Genomic DNA, 24,205 nt, shown 5'->3' with positions numbered 1-24,205 from the left:
TGACTTTTGCTGTCAGGTTGATTGAAGCATCATCGCCTGCTTTCGACGTACCCGCAATCAAGGTAATTCCGTGCAAGGACTCAAACGCAAACTGGTCTACGTGACCTTCTACGAACTCATCGGCCTGTGCATGTCGACCCTGGGGCTGGCCTACCTGTCCGATACCCAGGCCTCGCACACCGGCCCGCTGGCGGTGATGATCACCACCATCGCCATGGCCTGGAACCTCATCTACAACAGCCTGTTCGAGTGGTGGGAGAGCCGCCAGGCCAAGCGCGGGCGCAGCCTGGCACGGCGGGTGGCGCATGCCATCGGCTTCCAGTTGACCCTGGTGGTGTACCTGATCCCGCTGATTGCCTGGTGGCTGGACATGACCTTGCTGGAGGCGCTGCTGGTGGACATGGCGTTCATCATCCTGGTGCCGTGCTACACCTTCGTCTACAACTGGGCGTTCGACCGCATCTTCGGCCTGCCGGCCTCGGCCATGGCCACTGCCTGAGCTTGATGTTCTGCTTTCCCTGTAGGAGCGGCCTTGTGCCGCGAAAGGGGCGCGAAGCGGCCCCGCGATTTCTTGGTCGAAGCCAACGTCGCCGGGGCTGCTGCGCAGCCCTTTCGCGGCACAAGGCCGCTCCTACAGGGGAATGTGCGCTGGTTATGGATCATGGCCCGACACTCCCCAGCAAACTGTCCTCCACCTGCCCCGACAGGTAATACACCCCCGCCATGGCCCCGCTCTGGCGGTTCTCCATCAGCTCCTGCCATTCCTCGTTCAGCGCCACGTTGAGGATCACCCGCAGCTGCTCGACCATCTGCGGTTGTTCGCGGTCATGGGTGATGAGCCCGTAGCCGGCCGCCGCCACCGAGATCAACGCCCCCGCCGCCTTGCCCACGGCCGCGGCGATGGCACTGGCGGCCCCGCGCGGGGCAAGGGTGGCGCCCAGCTTTTCGCTGGCCCGGGTGGCCACCGACGACAGGCCGGCCTCGGTCTGCCCGGGTGGCTTGGCCGCCAGCTGGTGCAGTTGTTGACGCAGTGACTGCCAGGCCGGCTGCTGGTCCAGCGACTTGGCCCGGAGCAATTGGTAGAGCGTGGCATTGCGTGCCTCCGGTGGCCCCAGGGCGATGGCCTGGATATGGTTCAGGCGTTGGCTGAACTGCTCGGGCGGGGCGTTGTAGCGCTGGATGATCTCGGGCAGTTGCTGGCCGAGCAGTTGCACGTACAGCTCGCTGGCGCGGTCGCGGATGATCTCGGGGTTGATCTGTTCGGCCACCGGCTCGATCACCCGGTTGTGGTATTGCTCCTGCAGGTACAGGGCCAGGCGTTTTTCCGGTGGCTCAGTGCTGCTGTTCATCTTGTACCAGGCCACCTTGAGGGTGAGCCATTGCTGGGTCCAGTAGCCGGTGAACCAAGGGATGAAGTCGTTCTCGGTGCGTTGCTGCACCTGTTCCTTCCACACCCGCATGGAGCGCCGGGCATAGTCGTTGGCCGAGCCTGCGGCGGCGGCCGAGGCTTCGATGATGTCCTGGTCGATGCGTTGCCAGACGACGGGGGGGAGGTTTTGCGGCGGGGGCGGGGCAGGTGGGCGTTTGCCGGCGCAGCCGGCGAGGGCCAGCAGCAGGCAGAGCGGGAATGCCACGAGGAGGGATTTCACGTGGATTGCCTCCTTGGTAAGAGGCCGCGGGTGATTTATCCGAAGTATAGGTTGGGCTTGAGGGCCTCATCGCGGGTAAACCCGCTCCTACAGGTACTGCGCGATACCCGCGATGGGCCGCAAAGCGGCCCCTTTTGCAGGCTTGGACAACATGCTCAGCCCTCCAGCTTCAGGTGCAACAACGGATAGGGATCACCCTGCCCATCCACCTCGGACCGCCCGACCTGGATGAACCCCTGCTTCAGGTAGAACCCCACTGCCTGCGGGTTCTGTTCATTGACGTCGACCTCACGAACGTCCAGCTCACTGACCACGCTGGCCAGCAGCGCCTTGCCGATTCCCTGGCCGCGGCAGGCGGGGTCGATGAAGAGCATTTCCAGTTTGCCGTCGTGCACGCCGGCAAACCCTTGGATGCGTCCATCGTGGTCACGCCAGGCGCGCAGTTCGACGAAGCCCAGGTACTGTTCGCGCACCAGCGGGCGCAGGTGTTCTATATAGCCTTCAGGCAGAAAGTCATGGGTGGCCCGTACCGAGGCTTCCCAGAGCTCGGCGAGGCGGTCGTAGTGTTCCGTGCCCACCGGCACGATGCTGTGGTCCATATTGTCTCCAGATGAAAAATGCCCCGTGATGTTCGCTCATCCCTGCAGGGTCAAATGTGTTGTGTTGACTGTGCTGGCCTGTTCGCCGGCAAAGCCGGCTCCTACAGGAGGTGCTTCGGGCGGCATGGTACTGATCTGACAGGCCACTGCGCTATGCTCGCACCCCCGGTCCTTCACTTTGGAGACGTGCGTGACAGCCACCCCGGTTCCCTACGCCGACGCCCTGCTGCTGGTGGATGTGCAATGCGCGTTCATGCAAGGCCCGGACGCCGTGCCAGGCCACCTGGCGCTGCAGTTGAGCATCGCCCGTCTGCTGGCCCGGGCGCGCGCAGCCGGCGTGCCGGTGATCTTTCTGCAGAACGATGGTGCCCCCGGTACACCGGATGCCCCGCACAGCGCCGGTTGGTCGCTGTACTTCCCGCCAGCCCGAGGCGAGCACGTGCTGTGCAAGTGCGAGGATGACGGCTTCGCCGACACGCGGCTGGAAGCACTGTTGCGTGAGTTGGGCGTCCGCAGTCTGGCCCTGTGCGGCCTGCTCTCGGAAATGTGCCTGGCCACCACCGCCCGTGCCGCCTTGCAGCGTGGCTTCGACGTGCTGCTACCCCACGATGGTCACGCCACCTATGACGTGCCGCCCGGCCCAGGCGGGTCGCCGGGTGTGCCTGCGGCACTGGCGGCGCGGGCGGCGGAATGGTCGTTGGGCGATGAGGTGGTGATCCTGCCGGGTGTCGATGCCGTGGTTTTCTTGTAGGAGCCAGCTTGCTGGCGAACCTCTCGGCACGTTGCCATTCGCCAGCAAGCTGGCTCCTGCAGGGGAGGGTGTCATTCCAGATCGAGCTTGGCTTCCAGCCGGTCCAGATGCTCATTCATCAGGGCCAGCGCGGCTTCGCCGTCGCCGCTTTCCACCGCATCGATGATCGCCGCGTGCTCCTGCCAGGCGCAGTGCTCGCAGCAGGGCGACTCGTAGCGGGCGATGATCAGCGAGGTCATCGGCACCAGGCCATTGAGAAAGCGTGCCAGTGGCGCATTGGCGGCCATCTGTGCCAGCTTCAGGTGGAACTCGCCGCCCAGGCGGATAGCCGTGCAGCGTTGGCCTTGCTCATGATGCTGGCGTTCGCGCTCCACCAACTGGCGCAACTGGCGGATCTGCGCCGGCCGGGCACGCTGGGTGGCCAAGCCAATCAATGTGGTTTCTGCCAGGCGTCGGGCACTGAGCACCTGGCGCGCCTGCTGTGGATCGGGCGCCGCCAGCTGCGCGGTGTGGCTCGGGCGCTGCACGATCACCTGCTGGTCGGACAGGCGCCCGAGCACCCGGCGGATCACCGTGCGGCTGACCCCGAAGGCATTGCCTAGGGCCTGCTCGGGCAGCGCGGTGCCCGGTGGCAGGCGCTGTTCAAGGATGGCGTCGAACAGGCGCGGGTAGATCTGCTCGGCCGACAGGCGGGTTTCACCTGCGCCGAGCAGGGCGGGCAGGCGGGGGGCGGCTTGGGCGCAGGCGGTCATGGTCGCTCTCCTTCTTTATTCAGGTGCCCGGCTGGTCGTCCGGAATGTTCAGGGCGATGCCCATGCGCTGGCCTTCGGCGAGAATGTGCAGGCGCATCTGCTGGCTGGCCTTGGCGCTGTTGCGCTCGCGGATGGCCCGCACCACGGCCTCGTTCTCGCTCAGGCGCGCGGCCAGGTGCTCGGGCGAGTTGCGCAGCATCTCGGCGCTTTGCTTGAGGGCATTGCCGGTCTGCTGCACCACGCTCTGGAAGATCGGGTTGGTGGTGAGGGCGAACAGCGCCTCGTGGAAGGCGATATAGGCATTGATGCCGGCTTCGCTGTCGCTGGCATCGAGGGCCTCGCGCATGTCCATCAGGGTCAGGCGCAGTTGGCCGATGTCCTGGCTGCCCGCCGACTGCGCGACCAGCCCGGCGATGAAGGGTTCGAGGGTGTAGCGCAGTTCCAGTACGTCGGCCAGGCTGGCGGCGGCGATGGCCTCCGGTTCCTGGGCCTGGGCGCTGTCGGCGTCCAGTACCAGTACTCCCTTGCCGGGCATCGAGCGCACCAGGCCCAGGGTTTCCAGCACGATGACCGCCTCGCGCAGGCTGGGGCGGCTGATGCCCAGCTGCTCGGCCAGCTCGCGCTGGCCGGGCAGCATGTCGCCGCTGCGCCACTGGCCGCGGGCCAGGGCCTGGCGGAGTTTCTCCACCACTGAATTGACTACCGTGGATGAGCTGATCACGTTTCGCTCCTTGGTTGACGCTGCATCTTCGCGTCTGGCGGGCCGGCGCCGGGCGCCGGCCTCGCGTGGCTCAGAATTCCTGTTGATGGGGTTGGCCCTGCTTGCGGGTTATCGGCGCGAAGCCGGGTTTGTTGGCCAGGACATTGTGCGCACGTTCCAGGTCGATATCTTTCTCCCAGCGCGCGATGGCCACGGTGGCGACACAGTTGCCGATCAGGTTGGTCAGCGCCCGGCCGATGCCCATGAACCAGTCCACCGCCAGCACCAGCACCAGGCCCACCACCGGGATCGCCGGCACGGCGGTCAGGGTGGCGGCTAGAATCACCAGGGCCGAGCCTGGGATGCCGTGGGCGCCCTTGGAAGTCACCAGCGACACCAGCAGGATGGTCAGCAGGTCGGTCATGGCCAGCGGTGTGCCGGTGGCGTTGGCGATGAACACGATGGCCAGGGTGAGGTAGATGGAGAAGCCATCGAGGTTGAACGAGTAGCCGGTGGGGATCACCAGGCCGACGGTGGAGCTGCCGATCCCCAGGTGCTCGAGCTTGCGCATCACCTGGGGCAGCACGGCGTCGGACGAGGCGGTGCCGAGGACGATGGTCAGCTCTTCGCGCAGGTACTTGATGAACGGCAGCAGCTTGAGGCCGGAAATGCGCATCACCGTGCCCAGCACGATCAGCACGAAACCGGCGCAGGTCAGGTAGAACAGCGCGACCAGGCCACCCAGGTGCTGCAGCGAACTCAGGCCATATTTGCTGGTGGTGAAGGCAATGGCGCCGAACACGCCGATGGGGGCCAGGCGCACGATCATGCCCATGATGCGGAACACCACGTGGCTCAGCTCGTTGATCAGCCGCGAGATGCCCGACGCGGACTCGCCCACCAGGTTCAGCGCGCTGCCGAACAGCACCGAGAACAGCAGCACCTGGAGGATGTTGTTGTCGGCGAAGGCGCCGACCACCGAGGTCGGGATCAGGTCCATCAGGAACGTGGCCGTGCCGTGGATGTGCTGGCCGCGCTCGGCGAGGGCACCGGCATCGGCGCTGGACAGCTGGTCCAGGTGGATGTTGGCGCCGCTGCCGATACCGCTGCTGAAGGCGAATACCAGGCCGATCACCAGCGCCAGGGTAGTCAGCACTTCGAAGTAGATCACTGACTTGAGGCCGATGCGCCCGACCTTCTTCAGGTCGCCGGCGCCGGAAATGCCGCTGACCACCACGCAGAACACGATCAGGCCGATCAGCATCTTGATCAGCTTGATGAAGCCGTCACCCAGGGGTTTGAGTTGTAGAGAGAGGTCGGGGAAGCTCAGGCCGCAGACGATGCCGAGGGCAAGGCCGAGCACTACCTGGAGGAAGATCGAACGCGAACACCATTTGAGCATGGGAGGAGTCTCTGGTCGGTGTCCTTGCCCCCCAGCCACACGGAGCGAAAGAGTGCAGGACTTAATTATTGTGGTCTTACCGGTTTGTTCACTGCGAGGGCCATGAAACGCCGAAATTTTGGACTTTGCAAGGCTTTTTGGCCTTACCGGTCTGACCAGTTGTGGTGCGTCGACGGAGAACCTGCTCTAGCGTGGTGCACGGGGGGATTTCAGGGTTTGGACAGGGCCTGATCGACGGCAGCGATCAGTTTGCCAAGGTCCTTGGGCGGGGCATTGTGGATGACGCCGAACAGGTAGGCGCGTTGCTCTTCTTCGTCGTCCGGCTCGGCGAAAAAGACTTTGGGTTTCACCCCCAGCGCTTCGGCGAAGTTCATCAGCGCCTCGATGCTGGGGGTGTACGTGCCGGTTTCGAAGCGGCTTATGGTCTTGGGGTCGAAGCCGGTGCGCTCGCCCAGTTGCGCCTGCGTGAGGCTCGCCAGCTTGCGGTAGCGGCGCAGGGCAGGGCCGAGGCCTGTTCTGGTCATCGCTTAATTCCCATTTAGAATCAAGCACTTAACGATATCTGTCGATGCAGTGCAACGCCATGATCCATCACCTTTATTTGCAAAGTGTGATGGAATTCGTAGAATCCGCCGCTTTGATTGGTCAGTCATTCAAGCAATTGTCCAAGGTGATCCGGCCATCCGCCGGCTTGCGTGCGCCTGTTGTCGAACATTGGAACTGATCCGGGATGAACGGTTCCGGCGCCCCTGGCCCTTGGCCAGGCCACTCGTCGGACCGCCTTTGAAGGGAGTCTCATCGTGCGTCTGAACCTGCCGGTCAATCCGGTCGAGCAAAGCTTTCCCGAGCACCAGCGGCTCATCTCGGCGACCGACACGGCCAGCCTGATCACCTACTGCAACGCCGAGTTCGCCGCCATCAGCGGCTACAGCCAGGATGAGCTGATCGGCAGCCCGCACAACCTGGTGCGCCACCCGGACATGCCCGAGGCGGTGTTCGAGTTGATGTGGCAATACCTCAAGGCCGGTCGCAGCTGGATGGGGATCGTCAAGAACCGCTGCCGCAACGGCAACTTCTATTGGGTGAATGCCTACGTCACACCGATCCTGGAGCAGGGCCGGGTGGTCGGCTACGAGTCGGTGCGGGTGCGTCCCAGCCGCGAGCAGATTGCCCGGGCCGAAGCGTTGTATGCGCGGCTGCGCGCGGGCAAGGCGGCGCTGTCACCGGCACGGCGCCTGGCCCTGTTGGCGCGTGGCATGACGCTGCCGTTGCTTGGCGGCGTGCTGGCCATCGGCGTCAATCAGCAGTGGCCGGGCCTGGCGGCCCAAGGCCTGACCCTGGTGCTGTTCGCCGCTGTCGGGGCCTGGGCGCAAAGCCGGATCGGCCGTCATCTGCGACGCATCGCGGATGGCGCGGGCAACACCTTCAGCGATCCGGTCGCGGCGCTGACCTACAGCGACCTGCCGGGCGCCGCGGGCCAGTTGGAGCTGATCCTGATCAGCGAAGAGGCGCGCCTGAAGACCGCGCTTACCCGCCTCAGCGACCTGGCCGCGCAGATGGCCGAGGCCGCCCTGGATGCTGGGCGCTTGTCCCGCGGTACCGAGTCGGCCTTGCTCGAACAGCGCGCCGAGACCGATCTGACCGCCACCGCCATGACCGAGATGGCCGCCTCCATCGGCGAGGTCGCCGGCCACGTGCAACTGACGGCGCAGGAGGCACACACCGCGCACCTGCTCGCCGAGCAGGGCAGCCAGGTCGCCGACGCCAGTGGCGCGGCAATCCGCGACCTGGCCGGCACGGTCGGGCAGATCAACCAGGCGGTCAACGACCTGGCCGGTCAGACCGGTGATATCGCCGAGGCTGCGGGAATGATCCGCGCCATTGCCGAGCAGACCAACCTGCTGGCGCTCAATGCCGCGATCGAGGCGGCGCGGGCCGGCGAGCAGGGGCGCGGTTTTGCCGTGGTCGCCGACGAGGTGCGTGCGTTGGCGGACAAGACCCGCCAGTCCACCCTGCATATCCAGGCGATTATCGACAGCCTGCGCAACGGTGCCGGGCAGGCGGTGAGCATTGCCAGCCAGGGCCTCGAAGGCGCGGAGCAGGGGGTCACCCAGGTGGCCCAGGCGCAGCAGGCGCTTCAAGGTATCCGCCAGGCCGTGCTGCGCATCAGCGACATGAGCCAGCAGATGGCCGCCGCTTCCCAGGAGCAGTCGGCGGTGGCCGAGGACGTCTCGCGGCAGATCAACGGTGTGGCTGGCACGGTGCAGCAGAGCGCCCGACGGGCCAATGCCGCCGCTTCACGCGGTGCCGAGCTTGAGCAGGTCTGCGCAGGCTTGCGCGCCCTGGTGGAGCGCTTCAACCGCTAGGGCGGGCTAATTATGGATGATATCTACCGCGCGGCCGTGGATGCGGCGGCGATCTTTTCCGAGACCGACCTGAGTGGGCGTATCACCTACGTCAACCAGCAGTTCTGCAGTATCTCCGGCTACAGCCGCGAGGAACTGCTGGGGGCCAACCACCGCATTCTCAACTCCGGGTTGCACGAGCCGGCGTTCTTCCTCGATATGTGGAGCGCTCTGGCGGCTGGCCGGGTGTGGAAAGGCGAGATCTGCAATCGCGCCAAGGATGGTTCGCTGTACTGGGTCGACAGCACCATGGTGCCGCTGGTCGACCCGCATAGCGGCAAGGTGCACAAGTACGTGTCGATCCGCTTCGACGTCACCGAGAAGCGCCAGTTGCTGCACACCTTGCAGTGGCGTGTGGGCCATGACGTGCTGACCGGGCTGCCTAACCGCGCGTACCTGTCCGACCTGCTCAACCAGGCCCTGGCGTTCTCGCGCCGTGAGCGCATCCCGCTGGCGGTGTGCATGCTTGACCTGGATGGTTTCAAGGCGGTCAACGATGGCTATGGCCACGCCACCGGCGACCTGTTGCTGGTCGAGGTGGCGCAGCGCCTGCAGGGCATCCTGCGTGGCGGCGACGCGGTGGCGAGGCTGTCGGGTGACGAATTCGTGCTGATCCTGCGCCACATCGAAGGCCCCCGCCAGCTGCATGCCGCGCTGCAACGGGTACTGCTGTCGCTGGCGGCACCCTACGTGGTCCGTGAACACGCCCTGACCCTCAGCGCGAGCATCGGTGTCACTTTGTTTCCGCAGGACGACGAGGACGCCGATACCCTGGTGCGTCACGCCGACCAGGCGATGTATGTGGCCAAGCAGCAGGGGCGTAACCGTTACCACCTGTTCGATGTGTCCCAGGAGCTGGAGCTCAAGGCCACGCACCAGACCGTGGCGCGGGTGCGCCAGGCCATGCGCCAGGGTGAGCTGTGCCTGCACTACCAGCCGAAAGTGAACATGCGCAGCGGGCAGGTAATCGGTTTCGAGGCGCTGTTGCGCTGGATGCACCCTACCAAGGGGCCGGTGCCGCCGGGCGAGTTCCTGCCGTTGGTGGAGCAGACCGACCTGATCGTCGAACTGGGTGAGTGGGTCATCGAGCAAGCGCTGGTCCAGCTGGGGCAATGGCGGCAGGAGGGGCGGGGATGGTCCCTGAGTGTCAACATCGCCGCCCGCCAGTTGCAGCGTGGCGACTTTTCCGAGCGCCTGGCGCAGCTCCTCGAGCGTCACCCAGGCGTGGACCCGGCGCGGCTGGACCTGGAGATCGTCGAGTCGGTGGCCATCGACAACCTGGCGCGGGTCGGCCACTGCCTGGATGCCTGTCGTGCTCTGGGTGTGCGCTTCTCGCTGGACGACTTCGGCACCGGCTATTCATCGCTGAGCTACCTCAAGCGCTTGCCCGCGCAAACAATCAAGATCGACAAGTCGTTCGTGCGCGACATCTTGCATGACCACGACGACCTGGCCCTGACCGGTGCGGTGATCGGCCTGGCGCGTGCGTTTGGCCGGGAAGTGATCGCCGAAGGGGTGGAAACCATCGAGCACGGGCGGGTGCTGATGGGGCTCGGTTGCGAGCTCGCCCAGGGCTATGGCATTGCGCGGCCCATGCCGGCGGGCGAGGTGGTCGAGTGGGTGGCAGGCTATCGCCAGCCACCGGAGTGGCTGGCGGGTTGAGGCGAGGGGCGGCTGGACGCCCCTCCAGCAGAACGGCTGTCAGCCCGTCGATTCCCGTGGCAGGACATGGTCCTTGACCAGCGTGTCGGTCAGCGTTGCCTGCAAGGTCGTCTCGGCAGTGCGCCGAGCCTGCAGCAGGACACCGCCAACCCGGTCGAGCACGGCCGGTACCTGATGGGCGAAGCGCTCGGCGCTCAGGTCGAACCTCTGCACGATGCCATCCAGGCGCCAGGCCAGGCCCGGGATGTCGCCAATTTCGCGTTGCAACGCGTCGATGAATGCATCGGGTACGGGTGGGCCGGTGTACTCGCCTTCGAGTCCACCCGCGCTTGCCAGCGCGTCGTAGTACTCCGATGCGCCTGCCCAGGTACGCGCCAGGGCTTCAAAGGCTTGCGGCGCAAGACGTTGCAACCAGGCCTGCCAGAAGGGCTGCGCCACTGCCCACTGGCCCAGGGGCTGCGCGTCGAAGCTGCTTTCGACACCGGCGGCCAGGCGCTGGAGGGTCGCCTCGCTGAGGCGTGCCAGGTAGGCATACCTGATTTCACTGGGTTGTGCCGGCAGGTGCAGGCGCTGGCGCAATTGCATGCGCGCGTACAGCGCCATCTCCAGTTCGTCGAGCAGGTAGTCGGGCTCGGTCAGCGAGGCGTCGGGGATATCGTCATCCGCATGGCGTGGCGGCGCGGCTTGGCGTTGCAGGTCGTCGCTCACCTCGGCCAGGTAGCGGCGCCGGGTCACCCGGGCCTGGTACAGGTCGCCCACCCGTGCGTCCAGCAGGCGTTGGCGGTACAGGCTGCCCGCAGCGTCCACGGCGACCGCCTCGTCGGCCAGGCCGGGCGCAGCGCGGTTCACCGCCTGCCACACCTGCACGTCGGTCTCGACCTGCTGGAACAACAGGCTGGCCTGGTCGACACATTGCTGGCCGGCGTCCCTGAGCAAGTCGTCGATCTGCTGATGCACCTGGGCCTGCCCCCAACTGGCTTGCGCCGTGCCATCCTGGCCGCCGGCCAGCGTGCGAACCACGTATTGCATGCGGCGGCGCACGGCATCGGGGCTGCGCTGGTACTCGGCGCTGTACATCAACCTGTCGAACAGCGCGTAGAGCGCCTGCCATTGTGGATCTTCCGCCGTGTCGGACAAGTGGATCTGCAACGCCGCCGGCCAGCCGCTGGACCATTCGATGGGGCCTCGGCCTGGAGCGGTGGTCTGCAGGCCGGCGTTCTCCAGGCGTTGGCGCGCGGCGTCGCTGAACGGGTTGTCGTTGACCGAATAGGCGATGTCCGGGACGTCGTCGCGAACCGAGCGGGCAAAGGCGCTGTTGCGCAGGTCGGGGGCCTCGGTCAGGCCGTTGTGGCTCAGGTCGATCTGACGCAACGCCAGTGGCTGTTGATTCATCAACGTCGTCAGCCCTTCGGGCCATTGGCTGATGCCCGTGCTTTCCAGGTCCAGTTGCTGCAACGCGGTCCATCCGCTCAGGTCGGGCGCGAGTGAAAGCGGGTTCTCGTACAGCATCAAGGCCTCCAGACGGCTCAGGCCTGCCAGTGCCGACCGGCCAACCTCATCCAGCACGATGGCGTTGCGGCCCAGGCTTATCCCGCGCAGTGCCGGCCAGTGTTGCAGTGCCTGGAAGTGCCCGGCACCGAGCGCCAGCTCGTTCGCGTCCGCCTGGAACCAGCTCAATGCAGGTAATTGCGCGAGCCCCTCCAGCGCGGCTACCGACAGGTCCTGGATGCCATCGGTGAGGTTTAGCCGGCGCAGGTGGGGCAACTGGCCGATCACGGCAAGGCTGCCGGCGTCATCCAGGTCGATGTTGTTCTCCGACAGGTCGAGGGATTGCAGCTCGCTCAGTTCACCTAGCGAGGTGGGCAGACGGTTGAGGGCGTTCTGCGCCAGATCCAGATGGCGCACGCCAGGGAACGCCTTCAGTAGCTGTCCCAGGCTGGCGGCATGTGGATCGGTTAGGCCATTGACGGTGAGTTGGCGGACATGGGGCAGTTTCACCGGGATTTTCGGCAGGGAGTCCAGCTGGTGCACCTCCATCAGCAGGGTCACATGATCGATGCTGCTGGACGGGTCGTCCGTACCTTCCCGGCGCCAGGCGCTGCGAATGCGCTGGGCCAAGGCCTCGCGGGCGGCGCGACGCTGCTCAAGGCCGGTGACGCTCACGCCCTCGGGGTCGTGCACCCAGCGCTGCAGTTCGAAATCGAGCTGTCGATAGTCGGCGCGCATCCGTGTCAGCAGGCGGCCAAATGCGCCGGGCTGGTCCCCGGCCTGGTAGCGCAGGCGCAGGCGCAGCATTTCCCGGTCATCGGTGGGGGTGGCCGGGAACAGCTGGTTGAACAGGTCATCTTCGCTCACCCAGCCGCGGGCGCCGCCGCTGAGCCGGTAGCCGAGCCGGCGCTCGCCGGGGAGGCGGGACGGCAGGCGGTACAACGGGCGCACCGGTACCATGCCAAGATCGGACGCGGCCTGGCGCCGGTCGCTGGCCGCCAGTTCGAACAGTTTGTCGCGCAGGGCCTCGGGTTCACCGATCTGCACGCCCAAGGCGTCGCGCTCGCTGTCTGGCAGTGCCTGGAGCAAGGCGCGGAACAGGTCGCTGTCACCACTCAGTGCGAGGCCGTGCTCGTCGAAGGGCGCATAGCTGCTGCCCCTGCGCGCCAGCACTTTGGTCAGTTGCCCGGGTTTTCCGGCGGCGGCCTTCAGCGGCCCGCCCAGGCGTGCTTCACGAATTTCCACCCGTACCTCGCCGGTCCAGCCAGGCAGGCGTTGCAGCGTGCCCAGCGCCAGGGTGTCGCGGTCGCTCGCGTTGGCCGATGCCTGGTGAAAGCTGGCCAGCGCCTTGCTGATGCGGCTTTCGCGTGCATACAGGCGAGCGCTTTCGGCGATGCGCAGCGCAAGTCGGCCGGTGCGTTGCAGTTGGGCCAGGTCGCGTGGGTTGGCCTGGGCGAGGATCTCCGCGCGGGCCGGGCGGCTGAGGGATGGGAACGCACGGGCGAGGGGAGCTGCCGATGTTGGCTCGGGGGTGATGCCGCTCATTGGGCGAGCACCGAGTGCTTCCAGGCTGTCGATGAGCAGCGCTGGCAGTGGGCGGTGATTCTCCAGTGTCTGACGCAGCACGCCGGTGTCGTAGCCGCTGCTGACCAGCGCCCGCGCCAGCGTGGCCTGGTCGAGCCCGACACCCAGCGGACCGAGGTGGCGCAGCAAGGCATCCTGCGGCCAGGCCAACGGTCGATCCTGTTCGAGCAGCCAGCTGCCCTGACCGTTGCCCAGCAGGGCTGGCTGGTGGCGATGCCCCTTGCTGGCAGCCAGGCGCAAGGTGCCGTCATTGGCCTGCCCCAGCGGCAGCGCCAGTGCGTCCCGTTGCAACCATTGCTGCCCTTGCCATTCATGTAGCCCATTGGCGCCGACGGCGTGCCCTTCGGGCCAAGGGCGCGCGCGGGCAAAGGGTGTCAGCCCGCCATGCCACAGGCGCTCCTTGCCAGGGGCGCCGACCTGGTGCCAGCTCTGCAGGATGCCCGCCGGTTCGCTGAAGTGCACGGCGGCCCCGAGGGCGGCGAACTGCACCAGGTTTTCGAAGACTTCGAACAGCTGACGGATAGCCGTATCGGCATCGCCTTCGTTGGCGCTGTGCACCCCTTCGAGGAATTCGTCGACCAGCTGTGCGCCGCCGACCACCAGCATCGCCTCGCCCAGTCCCGGCACGAAAAAGCCTGCCACGTTGAGCACCGTCAAGCCCACCCCCAGCCAGCCTTCGATACGCGCCAGTTGCGCCAGCGCATCGCGTTGCGCGGTCGGCATCGCCAGCGTCGCCGCGTCCTGCAGGCGGCGCTCGACCTGGGTGCGCGCACGCTCGACGAAGGCGTCCTTGGTCCACGGGGTGACGGTAAAGCGCAGCCTGGCGTTCTTGTCTAGGGTTTCCTGCCAGATGTCTTTCGGTGAGGGGAATGCGCGCTTGATCCAGCTGAAGGTCTCGCCCTTCTCCAGTACCGGTGGGGTGGGGTGCATCTCGGCATAGGGGTAGCGTGGATAAAGGACGGCACGCAACTGCGCGGCAAAGCGTGGTTGGCTGGCCAGGTCGACATAGCGGATGAAAAACTGCCTTTCCCGTGGGTTCCATAGCCGCTCGGTGAGCGCTGCGACCGCAGCTGTCTGGGAGTCATATTGGCGCAAGGGGCTGCTGGGGTGGCCGGGCAGGTACAACAGGCAGGTATCGAGCTTTCGGGAGGGGGCCAGGTGGATCAGCATCGGGCCGTTAAGGGCAATGCCGAACAGGCCCAGAAAGCTGCAGTGCAGTTCGCGCCGAGCCGATTCGGCCAAGCCGGCCACCACGGTTTCGCCGATCGAGGCGCCCAGCGTTTTCACGTGGCCCCGTAACTGGGCCAGGCTCAGGGCGCCGGCGAATGCCGCACGCTCCTGCTGGCGTAGCAACTCACGGAAGCTGTCGGTGTCTATCCGCTCGACCAGGTGGTCCCGGTAGCGTTGGCCCAGGTCGAGATTGCGTACGCCTTTGACGAAGGTGTCGACATCCACGCTGGAGCGCCGTATAGCACCTGCGGCGTCGAGCAGTGTCGGTCGGGCGCCGCTGTCGAAGTTCTGCAGCGCCGCCTCCAGCCATGATTGATCGTGCCGATCCAGCAACACCCGACCCTCGTCGACGCTCGGCAGTTTGGTATCTGGGAACCAGTCGCGCAGGGCCTGTTCGAGCAAAGGGCGGCAGAACGCCTCGATATCCTTGATCGGCGCCAGCGTCTCGGCCACCCGGCGGCTGGCGGCGTGGCTGCGGCGAATGCGCCGCTCAAGGGTTTGCCGTTGTGCCGGCGATGCCTGTGCCAGCCAGGCGGGCAGGCGTTGGTGAATGAACGCGAGGTGGGGGGAAAGCGGGGAGTGGGTCATCGCTGCTGCTTCATGTACGAAAAGAGCAGCGAGCCTAGCGGCGCACGCCCGCCCGGCCGGGCTACATAGATAGCACCCGGCGGGCCGCGTGGTGGTTCATGCCAGGGGCGCCGTGCTCTTGACCGCCGCCAGCTCCGGATGGGCGACCAGCTTGTCGATGTGCAGCTCGTCGTTGTTCATCCAGGTCTCGGTCAGTACCCGGTAATGCTCCATGTCGCGGCAGCGCATGCGCAGGCTGTAGTCGAAGTGGCCGCTGATCAGCTGGCATTCGTATACCTGCGGGCAGGCCCGCACGGTGGCTTCGAAGGCCTTCTGCGCGGAGCGTCCGCTCTGGTTGGACAGCGCCACCAGCACCAGCAACGACAGGCCGGGCGAGACCTGCTGCAGGTCGATGATCGCGCCATAGCCACGGATGACGCCGCGCCGTTCCAGCTTGCGCACCCGTTCCAGGCAGGGCCTGGGCGTCAGGTGCACGAGGGTGGAGAGCTTTTCATAGGTGATCCTTCCTTGGTGGCGCAGCACGTCGATGATGGCTTCATCGATGCGATCCAGTGGTGCGACTGCGGTGCTAGTGGCCTTGGTATCCATATACGGCGTGACTTCACTTGAGGCGGTTGGAGAGGAACTGCCGCAGGCGCTCGCTCTGTGGCCGGTCGAGGATCTCGGCGCTGCCGTGCTCTTCGACCAGGCCCTGGTGCAGGAACAGCACCTGGCTCGACACCTGGCGGGCGAACCCCATTTCATGGGTGACCATGAGCATGGTACGTCCTTCCTCGGCGAGCGTCTGTATCACCTTGAGCACTTCGCCGACCAGTTCCGGGTCGAGGGCCGAGGTGGGCTCGTCGAAGAGGATGATCTCCGGCTCCATGGCCAGCGCCCGGGCAATGGCCACGCGCTGTTGCTGGCCGCCGGAGAGGAACGCCGGGTACTGCTCGGCGGCGCGCGCCGGCAGGCCGACCTTGTCCAGGTATTTGCGGACACGGGCCTCGGCTTCGCCGGCGCTGACGCCCAGCACCTTGCGCGGCGCCAGGCAGATGTTCTCCAGCACCGTGAGGTGGCTCCACAGGTTGAAGTGCTGGAACACCATGGCCAGGCGCGTGCGCAGGTTCTGCAACTGGGCCGGTGGCGGGGTGCGGGTGCCGGGGTGGATCTCCAGGGTCTGGCCGTCGAGGGTGATGCTGCCGGCGTCGGGCTGCTCGAGGAAGTTGATGCAGCGCAGGAAGGTGCTCTTGCCTGAGCCGCTGGCGCCGATCAGGCTGATCACGTCGCCCTTGCGTGCCTGCAGCGAGACGCCCTTGAGCACCTGGTGCTCGCCATAGTGCTTGTGCAAGCCCTCGACGCTGAGCTTGATGGCACCGGCATGGGCGTGCGCTGCCGGAGCCTGTTCGAAGGTGTTGAGTGGCAATGCGGTAGCGGTCATGAAATCAGCCTCGGGCAGGGACAAGGAAGCGCATCCAGCGGCGCTCGGCCAGTCGGAACAGGCCGACCAGGGCGAAGGACAGCAGCATGTACAGCAGGGCGGCCACACCGAAGGCCTGGAAGGTCAGGAAAGTCGCGGCGTTGGCGTCGCGGGCCACCTTGAGGATGTCGGCGACGGTGGCGGTGAAGGCCAGCGAGGTGGCGTGCAGCATCAGGATCAGTTCGTTGCTGTAGGCTGGCAGCGAGCGGCGCAGGGCGGCGGGCAGCACCAGGAACAGATTGAGCTTCCAGCCCCTCAGGCCATAGGCCTGGGCAGCTTCCAGCTCACCAGCCGGCAGGTTGCGGATGGCCCCGGCGAAGATCTCCACGGTGTAGGCGCACGTGTTGAGCACGAACGCCAGCAACGTGCAGTTGAGCGCGTTACGGAAGAACTGGTCGAGCAGGGCGTGCTCGCGCACCACTTGAAGGCTGTACAGCCCGGTGTAGCAGATCAGCAGTTGTATATAGAGCGGCGTGCCGCGGAACACAAAGGTGTACAGCTGCACTGGCAGGCGCAGCCAGGCATTGCGTGACGCCCGGGCCAGGGCCAGGGGCAGCGAGAGCGCCAGGCCGAGGATCATGCTGGCGACGAACAGCCAGAGGGTCATGGCCAGCCCCGACAGGCCGTTGCCATCGCTGTACAGGTAGGCCAGGCCATATTCCTGAAGGAGTTCGATCATCGCGCCAGCTCCTTGATGCCGATGTTGTAGCGCCGCTCAAGGTGCTTGAGCAGGTGGTTGGAGAGGGTGGTGATGAGCAGGTAGACCAGCCCGGCGAGGCTCAGGAAGAACAGCACGTCGTTGGTGGTCTTGCCGGCGTTCTGCGCGGCCTTGACCAGGTCGGCAAGGCCGATGATCGACACCAGCGCGGTGGACTTGAGCAGTACCAGCCAGTTGTTGCCCAGCCCCGGCAGGGCGAAGCGCATCAGTTGTGGGAACAGCACCAGGCGAAAGCGCTGGGCGCGGCTCAGGCCATAGGCGGTGGCCGCCTCCAGCTGGCCGGCCGGCACGCTGAGGATGGCGCCACGGAAGTTCTCGGTGAAGTAGGCGCCATAGATGAAACCGAGGGTGATCACCCCGGCGCCGAACGGGTCGATCTCCACGTAGTCCCAACCCAGCACCTCGGTCAGGTCGTTGAGCCAGATCTGCATGCTGTAGAAGATCAGCAGGATCAGTACCAGGTCGGGGACGCTGCGGATCAGCGTGGTGTAGAGGGTGGCCGGGAGGCGCAGCAGTTTTGAGCGGGACAACTTGGCGCTGGCGCCAAGCAGGCCGAGCAGCAGGCTCAGGGCCAGTGACAGCAGGGCCAGCTTGACGGTCATCCAGGTGCCTTGGGCCAGCAGCGGGCCGAAGCCTTGCAGGCCGCTTGAGAGGAAATCGTGCATGGGTGGAATCTCGCGGGGAGGCTATCGCGGGGCAAGCCCGCTCCCACAGGGAGGCGGGCAGCCTGCCGGGTCACTCGTTGTAGATGTCCAGGTCGCCGACGTATTTCTTCTGGATCTCGGCGTAGGTGCCATCGGCCTGGATCATGGCGATGCCCTTGTCGAGCAAGGCCTTGAGCTCCGGGTCGGTCTTGCGCAAGCCCATGGCGATGTCCAGCGGCAGGGTTGGGTCCTTGATTGCCGGGCCGCTCTTGAAGTCGGCGCCTTCAGGCTTGGAGAGGAAGTTGAGCTGGGCCTCGAGCTTGTCGGTGACCGTGGCGTCGAGGCGCCCGTTCATCAGGTCGGCGTAGTTCTGGTCCTGGGCCTGGTAGGCCTTGACCTGCGCGCCCAGCGGCGCCAGCACGGCGCGGGCGTAGGCTTCCTGCAGCGAGCCCTGCAGCACGCCGACCTGCTTGCCCTTGAGTGATTCGACCGTGTCGCCGAAATCGGCCGACTTGCGCACGATCACCGAGGTCGGGCTGAGGAACAGCTTGTTGGTGAAGTCGATCTGCTTCAGGCGCGCCGGGGTGACCGCCATCGACGACATGATGGCGTCGAACTTGCGCGCGCGCAGGGCGGGGATCATGCCGTCGAATTCGTTGTGCACCCAGGTGCATTTGACCTGCAGTTTCAAGCAGATGGCGTTGCCCAGTTCGATGTCGAAGCCTTGCAGGCTGCCATCGGCGGCGACGGATTCGAAGGGGGGGTATTCGGGGTAGACGCCGAAGCGGATCTCGGTCCACTCCTTGGCGTGGGAAATGGTGGTGGCACACAACGAGAACAGCAGCACGCCGAGGCGTTTTCGCATGGAGAGCATGGTCTTGGGTCCCTGGGTGTTGTTATTGGTAGTAGGGCGATTACCGCGTGTAGGTCCGTCGGTGACTCATGGGTCGGGCTCAGGATGCGCGAGATAGACAGGTTTTTTGTGTCGTTTGCTAGCGCGCCGGGAGCCGGAATCGGCTGTTAGGTTCCTCGCGACAGCGGAATCGGCTGTTCCGACAAAGATTTATGGAAGTGCGACAGCGGATTCCGCGTGTCACGCGCGCCCTGCCGACCACCGTATTAACTCATTGATCTGGTGCGACCTCCGTAGGAGCGGCTTTAGCCGCGATCACTCGCGAAGCGGGTGCCAGGCACCGCGTCGCCTGCATCGCGGCTAAAGCCGCTCCTACAGGGGGCAATCAGGCTGCGTTGGCTTTGGCTCGTGCCGAGACGGGCCGCAGCAAGGCGAACAGGTCTTTCGGGTTCTCAAGCGCTGGCACCAGCGCGATGTCATGCCCGATATCCAGCGCCCGGGCCACATCCAGCACATAGCGCAGCGCCGAATAGTCCTCAAGGGCGAAGCCGACCGAGTCGAACAGCGTGACCTGATCGGCGCTTTCACGTCCTGCGGCACGCCCTTCGACGACCTCCCAGAATTCGGTGGTCGGCGAGTCGCTTGGCATCTGCTGGATCTCGCCCTCGATACGGCTTTGTGGCTCGTACTCGACGATCACCCGTGCACGCTCGACGATGTCGCGGTGCAGCTCGGTCTTGCCCGGGCAGTCGCCGCCGACCGCATTGAGGTGCATGCCTGGCTCGATCATCCCCGGGGTGAGGATGGTGGCGTAGGCCTTGTCGGCGGTCACCGTGGTGACGATGTCGGCGCTGCGCACCGCTTCGGCGACGTCAGTGGCGATGGTCAACTTCAGTTGTGGATAGCTGGCCAGGTTGGCGGCCAGTTTCTCGCTCGCCGCACGGTCGATGTCGAACAGGCGGATCTCGTCGATGCCCAGCATCGTGTGGAAGGCAATCGCCTGGAATTCGCTTTGCGAGCCGTTGCCGATCAGTGCCATGCGCTTGCTGTCCGGGCGCGCCAGGTAGCGGGCGGCCAGGGCCGAGGTGGCGGCGGTGCGGATCGCGGTGGTCAGGGTCATCTCGCTGAGCAGCACCGGCGCGCCGGTGTCGACATCGCCCAGGGCACCGAAGGCCATTACCGTGAGCAGGCCGTTGTGGGTGTTCTTCGGATGCCCGTTGACGTACTTGAAGGCGTACAGGTTGGCATCGGACACCGGCATCAGCTCGATCACCCCGTCGGGCGAATGGTTGGCCAGGCGCGCGCACTTCTCGAAGTCGTGCCAGCGCAGGTAGTCCTGGCGGATGTACTCGGCCATTTCCTCGAGGCAGGTGGGCAGGCCCTTGCGGTTGACCAGGCGGGCGAGGTCTTGCACGTCGATATAGCGGGTCATGGTGAGGCTCCTTTTCAAGTCAGTGGCGCGAGGGCAGGTGGACTTCGGCGAGCATGCAGCGCGCGCTGCCGCCACCGATGCGTTCGATATGATCGATATTCACCACCACGGGATGGCTGTGCTGTTCCACCTGGCGGCGTTGCCGCGGTTCCAGCGAACGCCAGGCGCTGCGTGACATCACCAGCAGCGACCGACCGTCGCGGTCGTGGACTTCGAGCATGTTGCCGGCGAAGTTCTCCAACTGCTCGAAGGTCAACGCCAGCACCTGCTTGCCGGTATCACGCAGCGAATGTTCGAGGGTGCGGCGTTCCGTGGCGTGGGGCAGGGCGTCGAGGCAGGCTACGGCCAGCTGGCGGCCGACGTTCATCATCACGTTGCTGTGGTAGATGGGGGCGTGCTGGCGGTCGACGGCGTGGAACAGGCACAGGCGGTAGTCGAGCTGTTCGGCGAACTGGCGCAGGGCATGTTCGTGGGTGCGCCCGGAGTGGCAGGCATAGCTGATGCGGTGCTCACGGTCGAGCACCATGCTGCCGGTGCCTTCGAGGAACAGATTCTGCTGTTCCAGCGGGCTCAGGTCGACGGTGCGCTGGATGGCAAAACGCTCCTCCAGTACGCGCAACGCACCCTTGTCGCGTTCCAGGCGGCGATTGCGGCCTTCCATCGGGTAGAGCACCAGGCTGCCGTCGGCGTGGCTGCTCCACCAGTTATTGGGGAAGATCGAATCCGGCGTGTGAGGCTCAGGCGTATCCTGCACCACCAGCACCTCGACACCGTGCTGGCGTAGGGTTTCGACGTAGCCGTCGAATTCCTCCAGGGCCTTCTCGCTGGCGGTCGCCGGGTCCAGTGGTGCTTGCTGGAAACGATTGTTGAGCGCGGTGTCCGGGTTGAAGGTGAACCGCGCGGGGCGAATCATGAGGACGGTATTTGTTGTTTGCATTGGGCACGCATCCACAGGTGGGCTGTGTGACCATTGTCGGGGGGATCGGTAAAAGATCCCGGCTGAAGCGTGAAGGAGTGGCAGCCGGAACCAGCTGAAATAGGGCGGCAGCCAGCCGAATCGGCTGACACCTCGCAGGCGCCGGCTTTCCCTGCGAACACCGATGCAATCGGTGCCATGGGCCATGGCGTTCTTTTCGCCAGCAAGGCTGGCGTGCAAACAGAAACGGCGCCTTGAAGGGCGCCGTTTCACTTACTGGCGGAACAACTTATTTATGCAGCTCTTCAGCGGCATACAAGGTGTTCTCCAGCAGGCATGCACGGGTCATCGGGCCCACGCCGCCCGGCACCGGGGTGATCCAGCCGGCGCGGGGCAGGGCGGTCTCGTAGACCACATCGCCCACCAGCTTGCCGTCTTCCTGGCGGTTGATGCCGACGTCGATGACGATGGCGCCTTCCTTGACCCACTCACCCTTGACCAGGCCCGGCTTGCCGGCAGCGACCACCACCAGGTCGGCACGGCCGACATGGCCGGCCAGGTCCTTGGTGAAGCGGTGGCAGACGGTCACGGTGCAACCGGCCAGCAGCAGCTCCATGGCCATGGGGCGACCGACGATGTTCGAAGCGCCGACAATCACTGCGTTCATGCCGTACAGATCCTGGCCGGTGCTTTCCAGCAGGGTCATGATGCCTTTTGGAGTGCAGGGGCGCAGCAGGGGGATGCGCTGGGCCAGGCGACCGATGTTGTAAGGGTGGAAGCCGTCGACGTCTTTATCCGGGCGGATGCGCTCGAGCAGCAGCGATGCATCCAGATGCGCCGGCAGCGGCAACTGCAACAGGATGCCATCGACAGCCGGGTCGTCGTTGAGGCGGTCGATCAGGTCGGTCAGGGCTTGCTGCGTGGTATCGCTGGGCAGGTCGAACGCTTGCGAGATGAAGCCGACTTCTTCGCAGTCCTTGCGCTTGTGCGAGACATAGACTTGGGAGGCCGGATCGGTACCGACCAGGATCACCGCCAGGCCTGGCGTGCGCAAGCCCTGCTGGCGGCGCTCGGCGACACGTTGGGCGATCTGCTGGCGCAGGTTGGCGGCGATCGCCTTGCCATCGATAAGGTGTGCAGTCATAGACGCGTGATTAACCATCGAGAAGGGAACATGAAGAAGGCGGCATTCTCTCACGAGACGGCCCGAGGGCAAAGGCGGATGGTCGGGCAAATTCCCTAAGCCCTTCAATAAATTATATTTTTTTGAGAAAACTGTTGACGCCCTGCAGGGCCGTCTATAAGATTCGCCGCACTTGTCGGGCACTGCCTGGCACGGGTTGGCAAGGTCGGGCAGAATAAGCGGTTGGTTTGTTCGGCTTGACTGGAAGCTTAAGCGCCCGTAGCTCAGCTGGATAGAGCATCCGCCTTCTAAGCGGATGGTCGCAGGTTCGAGTCCTGCCGGGTGCGCCATTAAGGCCTGGGCAAGTAAGTGGTACCGCAATATGGTGGGCGTAGCTCAGTTGGTAGAGCGCCGGATTGTGATTCCGGTTGTCGTGGGTTCGATTCCCATCGTCCACCCCAGATTCTGCAGGGGCGCCTTGATTGAATGATCCGGCGCCTTTGTTTTTGAGTTTCATGCGGACGTGGTGAAATTGGTAGACACACTGGATTTAGGTTCCAGCGGCGCAAGCTGTAAGAGTTCGAGTCTCTTCGTCCGCACCATGTTTCTGTAAGTCTGTACCGCAACATTGCATTATGGTGGGCGTAGCTCAGTTGGTAGAGCGCCGGATTGTGATTCCGGTTGTCGTGGGTTCGATTCCCATCGTCCACCCCATATTTAAGAAGGGCGCCTTGATCGCATGGTCAGGCGCCTTTTTTGTATTTGTCTCCCGTGAAAATGCCGCCGAACGCGGCATTTTTCGTTTCTGCAACATTGATCGATGGGGCGGAATTCTGGCGCGGGCGTCATTTCGCTGGCGTCGTACGTCCTGTGAGCAGGCTGCAGGTGAGTAGTGAGTGCCCGTGTCGCAAGGGTTGCAGGTGGCAAGTGGGAGCTGGTCGGTTTCTTGCTAGGGGGTTGGTTATTGCGCGCGCGTCCATCGCTGGTATGCACGGGCGTGGCCATCCTCTGAAAACAAGGAAAGACCATGAAAGTCTGTAACGCGTATCGGGAAAACATGTACCACCTGCTCGGGGCGGTATTCAATGCGCTGGAAAAGCGCCCGGTAGTGGCTGAGCTGGGTGTGCTGCGTGGGGGGAATGCGATCAAGCTGCACGAGGCGCTGGCGCCGGAGCGCATGGTGCTGATCGACAGCTGGAGCAAGTTGTCCAATGAGGCCTACAGCCCTTTCGACCAACTGCCGCCATGGGTGTCTCCGGTGGATGAGTACGAGTACTACTATGGTGGCTCGCTGCATGATGATGCCACCTGGGAGAAGCTCTACCAGGAGTGCCTGAGCAATGTTGCCCATCTCTCCGATGTGACGGTGATCCGCTCCGACACCATCGGCGCTATCGACAAGGTGCGCCAGCAGACGGGTATCGAGCAGTTCGACGTGGTCTATGTCGACGCCAGCCACCAATACGAGTTCGTCCTGCGCGACCTGATGTACTACCAGGAGCTGGTCGGCCCGGATGGCGTGATGATGCTCAATGACTGCTGCCATAGCGTCAATGGCACCAAGCAGAACCTGGGCGTGCTGGAAGCGCTGGGCAGCTTCATGAAGCGCTCCGACTTCATTCCGGTGGCGATGACCAATACCGATTGGTCCGATGTGATCCTGGTGCGCCGTAATTCGGTCATGGTTCAGCTCCTGGACATGGCGCTGGCAAATTCGGACGTGCCTTACGTCGAAATTCCGCATCAGTTGATCACGGCGGCGCGTGTGGTCTATGGCGCTCAACGTCACAACGTCAGCTTCGTCTGATGGTTGCGCGGGGCGTTTCGTCGCCCTGCGCCTCTGGTGGCGGCGGCCTGAAAACTGATAGATTTCAGGCGGTTGAAACACCGGCTTGGGGCCGGCAGGGGAAATACCGATGATTGCCAAAGAAGCGCGCCAGGCCCTGGCATTGCAACGTTTTGCCGAAGTGAATCCGCAATTGCTCGAGGAGATCCGCGAGCTGGATGCGCGCGAGCAGGCCCAGCAGATCGAATGGGCGTTCGAGGATGCGGCGCAGGAGCAGGGCGTCGAGCCTTGGGAATACGCGCTGCAGCTGATCGCCGAGTCGCCGGAGCAATTGCAGGCCATGCGCCTGGAGACCCATCGTGAGGTGGCCGAGGCGCTGGGCATGGAGTGGGAAGAGTACTGCCAGTTCAATGAGATCGATCCGGAATAGGGTTGGTGTTTTCCGGTGGTATCGCGTTGAGGCG

20 protein-coding genes, 4 tRNA genes and 2 pseudogenes are annotated in these 24,205 nt (G+C 64.9%); 11 read left to right on the top strand and 15 right to left on the bottom strand.

The window, feature by feature from the left end; genetic code table 11:
* Window positions 1-70: 70 nt before the first annotated feature.
* A complete protein-coding gene (locus tag NGM28_RS18995) occupies window positions 71-499 on the top strand; it encodes a PACE efflux transporter (RefSeq protein WP_240065006.1) in 429 nt (142 codons plus the stop codon).
* A 160-nt stretch (window positions 500-659) separates the two neighbouring features.
* Here the strand turns inward: NGM28_RS18995 and NGM28_RS18990 are convergent, their stop codons facing one another.
* Window positions 660-1,649: a hypothetical protein gene (locus NGM28_RS18990; protein WP_502943876.1), complete on the bottom strand. Its 990-nt coding sequence runs from the start codon at window positions 1,647-1,649 to the stop codon at window positions 660-662.
* Window positions 1,650-1,804: 155 nt separating this feature from the next.
* The gene (locus NGM28_RS18985) at window positions 1,805-2,248 is read right to left on the bottom strand and encodes a GNAT family N-acetyltransferase (RefSeq protein WP_240065005.1); all 444 of its coding nucleotides are present in this window, start codon (window positions 2,246-2,248) and stop codon (window positions 1,805-1,807) included.
* Between the two features lie 190 nt (window positions 2,249-2,438).
* Here NGM28_RS18985 and NGM28_RS18980 point away from each other — a divergent pair, with 190 nt between their 5' ends.
* Entirely contained in the window at window positions 2,439-2,999 is a 561-nt protein-coding gene (locus NGM28_RS18980; protein ID WP_252091107.1) for an isochorismatase family protein, read from the top strand.
* Window positions 3,000-3,070: 71 nt separating this feature from the next.
* Here NGM28_RS18980 and NGM28_RS18975 read toward each other — a convergent pair whose 3' ends face one another.
* The 4 genes from NGM28_RS18975 to NGM28_RS18960 all read right to left on the bottom strand — a co-directional run bounded on the left by NGM28_RS18975 (window position 3,071) and on the right by NGM28_RS18960 (window position 6,377).
* Window positions 3,071-3,751, bottom strand: coding sequence for a GntR family transcriptional regulator (locus NGM28_RS18975; protein ID WP_252091106.1), 681 nt, complete (start codon window positions 3,749-3,751; stop codon window positions 3,071-3,073).
* Between the two features lie 19 nt (window positions 3,752-3,770).
* Entirely contained in the window at window positions 3,771-4,472 is a 702-nt protein-coding gene (locus NGM28_RS18970) for a FadR/GntR family transcriptional regulator (protein WP_252091105.1), read from the bottom strand.
* Window positions 4,473-4,542: 70 nt separating this feature from the next.
* Window positions 4,543-5,853, bottom strand: a complete 1,311-nt coding sequence (locus NGM28_RS18965) for a C4-dicarboxylate transporter DctA (protein WP_240065000.1) — start codon at window positions 5,851-5,853, stop codon at window positions 4,543-4,545.
* Between the two features lie 209 nt (window positions 5,854-6,062).
* Window positions 6,063-6,377, bottom strand: coding sequence for a helix-turn-helix domain-containing protein (locus NGM28_RS18960; protein ID WP_213660347.1), 315 nt, complete (start codon window positions 6,375-6,377; stop codon window positions 6,063-6,065).
* 276 nt (window positions 6,378-6,653) lie between these two features.
* On the opposite strand from NGM28_RS18960, the pseudogene NGM28_RS29015 reads away from it, so the two are divergent.
* From NGM28_RS29015 to NGM28_RS18950, 3 genes and pseudogenes are all read left to right on the top strand, one after another.
* Window positions 6,654-6,935, top strand: a pseudogene (locus NGM28_RS29015) (PAS domain-containing protein); the annotation flags it as partial.
* 333 nt (window positions 6,936-7,268) lie between these two features.
* Window positions 7,269-8,219: pseudogene (locus NGM28_RS29010) on the top strand (methyl-accepting chemotaxis protein); the annotation flags it as partial.
* Between the two features lie 12 nt (window positions 8,220-8,231).
* Window positions 8,232-9,920, top strand: coding sequence for a putative bifunctional diguanylate cyclase/phosphodiesterase (locus tag NGM28_RS18950; protein WP_240064998.1), 1,689 nt, complete (start codon window positions 8,232-8,234; stop codon window positions 9,918-9,920).
* A gap of 39 nt (window positions 9,921-9,959) precedes the next feature.
* On the opposite strand, the gene NGM28_RS18945 is transcribed toward NGM28_RS18950, so the two are convergent.
* From NGM28_RS18945 to folD, 9 genes are all read right to left on the bottom strand, one after another.
* Window positions 9,960-14,810, bottom strand: a complete 4,851-nt coding sequence (locus NGM28_RS18945; protein WP_252091104.1) for a dermonecrotic toxin domain-containing protein — start codon at window positions 14,808-14,810, stop codon at window positions 9,960-9,962.
* 96 nt (window positions 14,811-14,906) lie between these two features.
* Window positions 14,907-15,398 (bottom strand): Lrp/AsnC family transcriptional regulator, encoded by a 492-nt coding sequence (locus tag NGM28_RS18940; protein ID WP_213660351.1) that lies wholly within the window; start codon window positions 15,396-15,398, stop codon window positions 14,907-14,909.
* A gap of 13 nt (window positions 15,399-15,411) precedes the next feature.
* A complete protein-coding gene (locus tag NGM28_RS18935; RefSeq protein ID WP_252091103.1) occupies window positions 15,412-16,230 on the bottom strand; it encodes an ABC transporter ATP-binding protein in 819 nt (272 codons plus the stop codon).
* 4 nt (window positions 16,231-16,234) lie between these two features.
* Entirely contained in the window at window positions 16,235-16,948 is a 714-nt protein-coding gene (gene hisM / locus NGM28_RS18930; RefSeq protein WP_240064995.1) for a histidine ABC transporter permease HisM, read from the bottom strand.
* Window positions 16,945-17,652 carry an ABC transporter permease gene (locus NGM28_RS18925; RefSeq protein WP_252091102.1) on the bottom strand — a complete coding sequence of 236 codons (708 nt, stop codon included), beginning with the start codon at window positions 17,650-17,652 and terminating at the stop codon, window positions 16,945-16,947. The genes hisM and NGM28_RS18925 overlap by 4 nt, the downstream gene beginning before the upstream one ends.
* Before the next feature lie 70 nt (window positions 17,653-17,722).
* The gene (locus NGM28_RS18920; protein ID WP_502943875.1) at window positions 17,723-18,505 is read right to left on the bottom strand and encodes an ABC transporter substrate-binding protein; all 783 of its coding nucleotides are present in this window, start codon (window positions 18,503-18,505) and stop codon (window positions 17,723-17,725) included.
* A 364-nt stretch (window positions 18,506-18,869) separates the two neighbouring features.
* Window positions 18,870-19,916 (bottom strand): ornithine cyclodeaminase, encoded by a 1,047-nt coding sequence (ocd, locus tag NGM28_RS18915; protein WP_252091100.1) that lies wholly within the window; start codon window positions 19,914-19,916, stop codon window positions 18,870-18,872.
* Window positions 19,917-19,935: 19 nt separating this feature from the next.
* Window positions 19,936-20,853 (bottom strand): citrulline utilization hydrolase CtlX, encoded by a 918-nt coding sequence (gene ctlX, locus NGM28_RS18910; protein ID WP_213660356.1) that lies wholly within the window; start codon window positions 20,851-20,853, stop codon window positions 19,936-19,938.
* 268 nt (window positions 20,854-21,121) lie between these two features.
* Window positions 21,122-21,976, bottom strand: a complete 855-nt coding sequence (folD, locus tag NGM28_RS18905; RefSeq protein WP_011533109.1) for a bifunctional methylenetetrahydrofolate dehydrogenase/methenyltetrahydrofolate cyclohydrolase FolD — start codon at window positions 21,974-21,976, stop codon at window positions 21,122-21,124.
* A 252-nt stretch (window positions 21,977-22,228) separates the two neighbouring features.
* Between folD and NGM28_RS18900 the strand changes: the two genes are divergently transcribed.
* The 6 genes from NGM28_RS18900 to NGM28_RS18875 all read left to right on the top strand — a co-directional run bounded on the left by NGM28_RS18900 (window position 22,229) and on the right by NGM28_RS18875 (window position 24,171).
* A tRNA-Arg gene (locus tag NGM28_RS18900) sits at window positions 22,229-22,305 on the top strand.
* A 35-nt stretch (window positions 22,306-22,340) separates the two neighbouring features.
* Window positions 22,341-22,416, top strand: a tRNA-His gene (locus NGM28_RS18895).
* A 56-nt stretch (window positions 22,417-22,472) separates the two neighbouring features.
* Window positions 22,473-22,557, top strand: a tRNA-Leu gene (locus NGM28_RS18890).
* A 36-nt stretch (window positions 22,558-22,593) separates the two neighbouring features.
* A tRNA-His gene (locus tag NGM28_RS18885) sits at window positions 22,594-22,669 on the top strand.
* Window positions 22,670-22,982: 313 nt separating this feature from the next.
* Window positions 22,983-23,762, top strand: a complete 780-nt coding sequence (locus NGM28_RS18880; RefSeq protein WP_240064990.1) for a class I SAM-dependent methyltransferase — start codon at window positions 22,983-22,985, stop codon at window positions 23,760-23,762.
* A 109-nt stretch (window positions 23,763-23,871) separates the two neighbouring features.
* Window positions 23,872-24,171 (top strand): DUF6388 family protein, encoded by a 300-nt coding sequence (locus NGM28_RS18875; protein ID WP_252091099.1) that lies wholly within the window; start codon window positions 23,872-23,874, stop codon window positions 24,169-24,171.
* Window positions 24,172-24,205: the final 34 nt, after the last annotated feature.

Source organism: Pseudomonas sp. MWU13-3659, assembly GCF_023757525.1.
Lineage (GTDB): Bacteria > Pseudomonadota > Gammaproteobacteria > Pseudomonadales > Pseudomonadaceae > Aquipseudomonas > Aquipseudomonas entomophila_E.
This window is presented reverse-complemented; position numbering and strand designations above follow the sequence as displayed.

Excerpts from the sequence above, each read along its gene's own strand:
- NGM28_RS18985 (WP_240065005.1), bottom strand. The coding sequence starts at position 2,248 with ATGGACCACAGCATCGTGCCGGTGGGCACGGAACACTACGACCGCCTC.
- NGM28_RS18975 (WP_252091106.1), bottom strand. The coding sequence starts at position 3,751 with ATGACCGCCTGCGCCCAAGCCGCCCCCCGCCTGCCCGCCCTGCTCGGC.
- NGM28_RS18965 (WP_240065000.1), bottom strand. The coding sequence starts at position 5,853 with ATGCTCAAATGGTGTTCGCGTTCGATCTTCCTCCAGGTAGTGCTCGGC.
- NGM28_RS18960 (WP_213660347.1), bottom strand. The coding sequence starts at position 6,377 with ATGACCAGAACAGGCCTCGGCCCTGCCCTGCGCCGCTACCGCAAGCTG.
- NGM28_RS18950 (WP_240064998.1), top strand. The coding sequence starts at position 8,232 with ATGGATGATATCTACCGCGCGGCCGTGGATGCGGCGGCGATCTTTTCC.
- NGM28_RS18945 (WP_252091104.1), bottom strand. The coding sequence starts at position 14,810 with ATGACCCACTCCCCGCTTTCCCCCCACCTCGCGTTCATTCACCAACGC.
- NGM28_RS18940 (WP_213660351.1), bottom strand. The coding sequence starts at position 15,398 with ATGGATACCAAGGCCACTAGCACCGCAGTCGCACCACTGGATCGCATC.
- NGM28_RS18935 (WP_252091103.1), bottom strand. The coding sequence starts at position 16,230 with ATGACCGCTACCGCATTGCCACTCAACACCTTCGAACAGGCTCCGGCA.
- hisM (WP_240064995.1), bottom strand. The coding sequence starts at position 16,948 with ATGATCGAACTCCTTCAGGAATATGGCCTGGCCTACCTGTACAGCGAT.
- NGM28_RS18925 (WP_252091102.1), bottom strand. The coding sequence starts at position 17,652 with ATGCACGATTTCCTCTCAAGCGGCCTGCAAGGCTTCGGCCCGCTGCTG.
- NGM28_RS18920 (WP_502943875.1), bottom strand. The coding sequence starts at position 18,505 with ATGCTCTCCATGCGAAAACGCCTCGGCGTGCTGCTGTTCTCGTTGTGT.
- ocd (WP_252091100.1), bottom strand. The coding sequence starts at position 19,916 with ATGACCCGCTATATCGACGTGCAAGACCTCGCCCGCCTGGTCAACCGC.
- ctlX (WP_213660356.1), bottom strand. The coding sequence starts at position 20,853 with ATGCAAACAACAAATACCGTCCTCATGATTCGCCCCGCGCGGTTCACC.
- folD (WP_011533109.1), bottom strand. The coding sequence starts at position 21,976 with ATGACTGCACACCTTATCGATGGCAAGGCGATCGCCGCCAACCTGCGC.
- NGM28_RS18880 (WP_240064990.1), top strand. The coding sequence starts at position 22,983 with ATGAAAGTCTGTAACGCGTATCGGGAAAACATGTACCACCTGCTCGGG.
- NGM28_RS18875 (WP_252091099.1), top strand. The coding sequence starts at position 23,872 with ATGATTGCCAAAGAAGCGCGCCAGGCCCTGGCATTGCAACGTTTTGCC.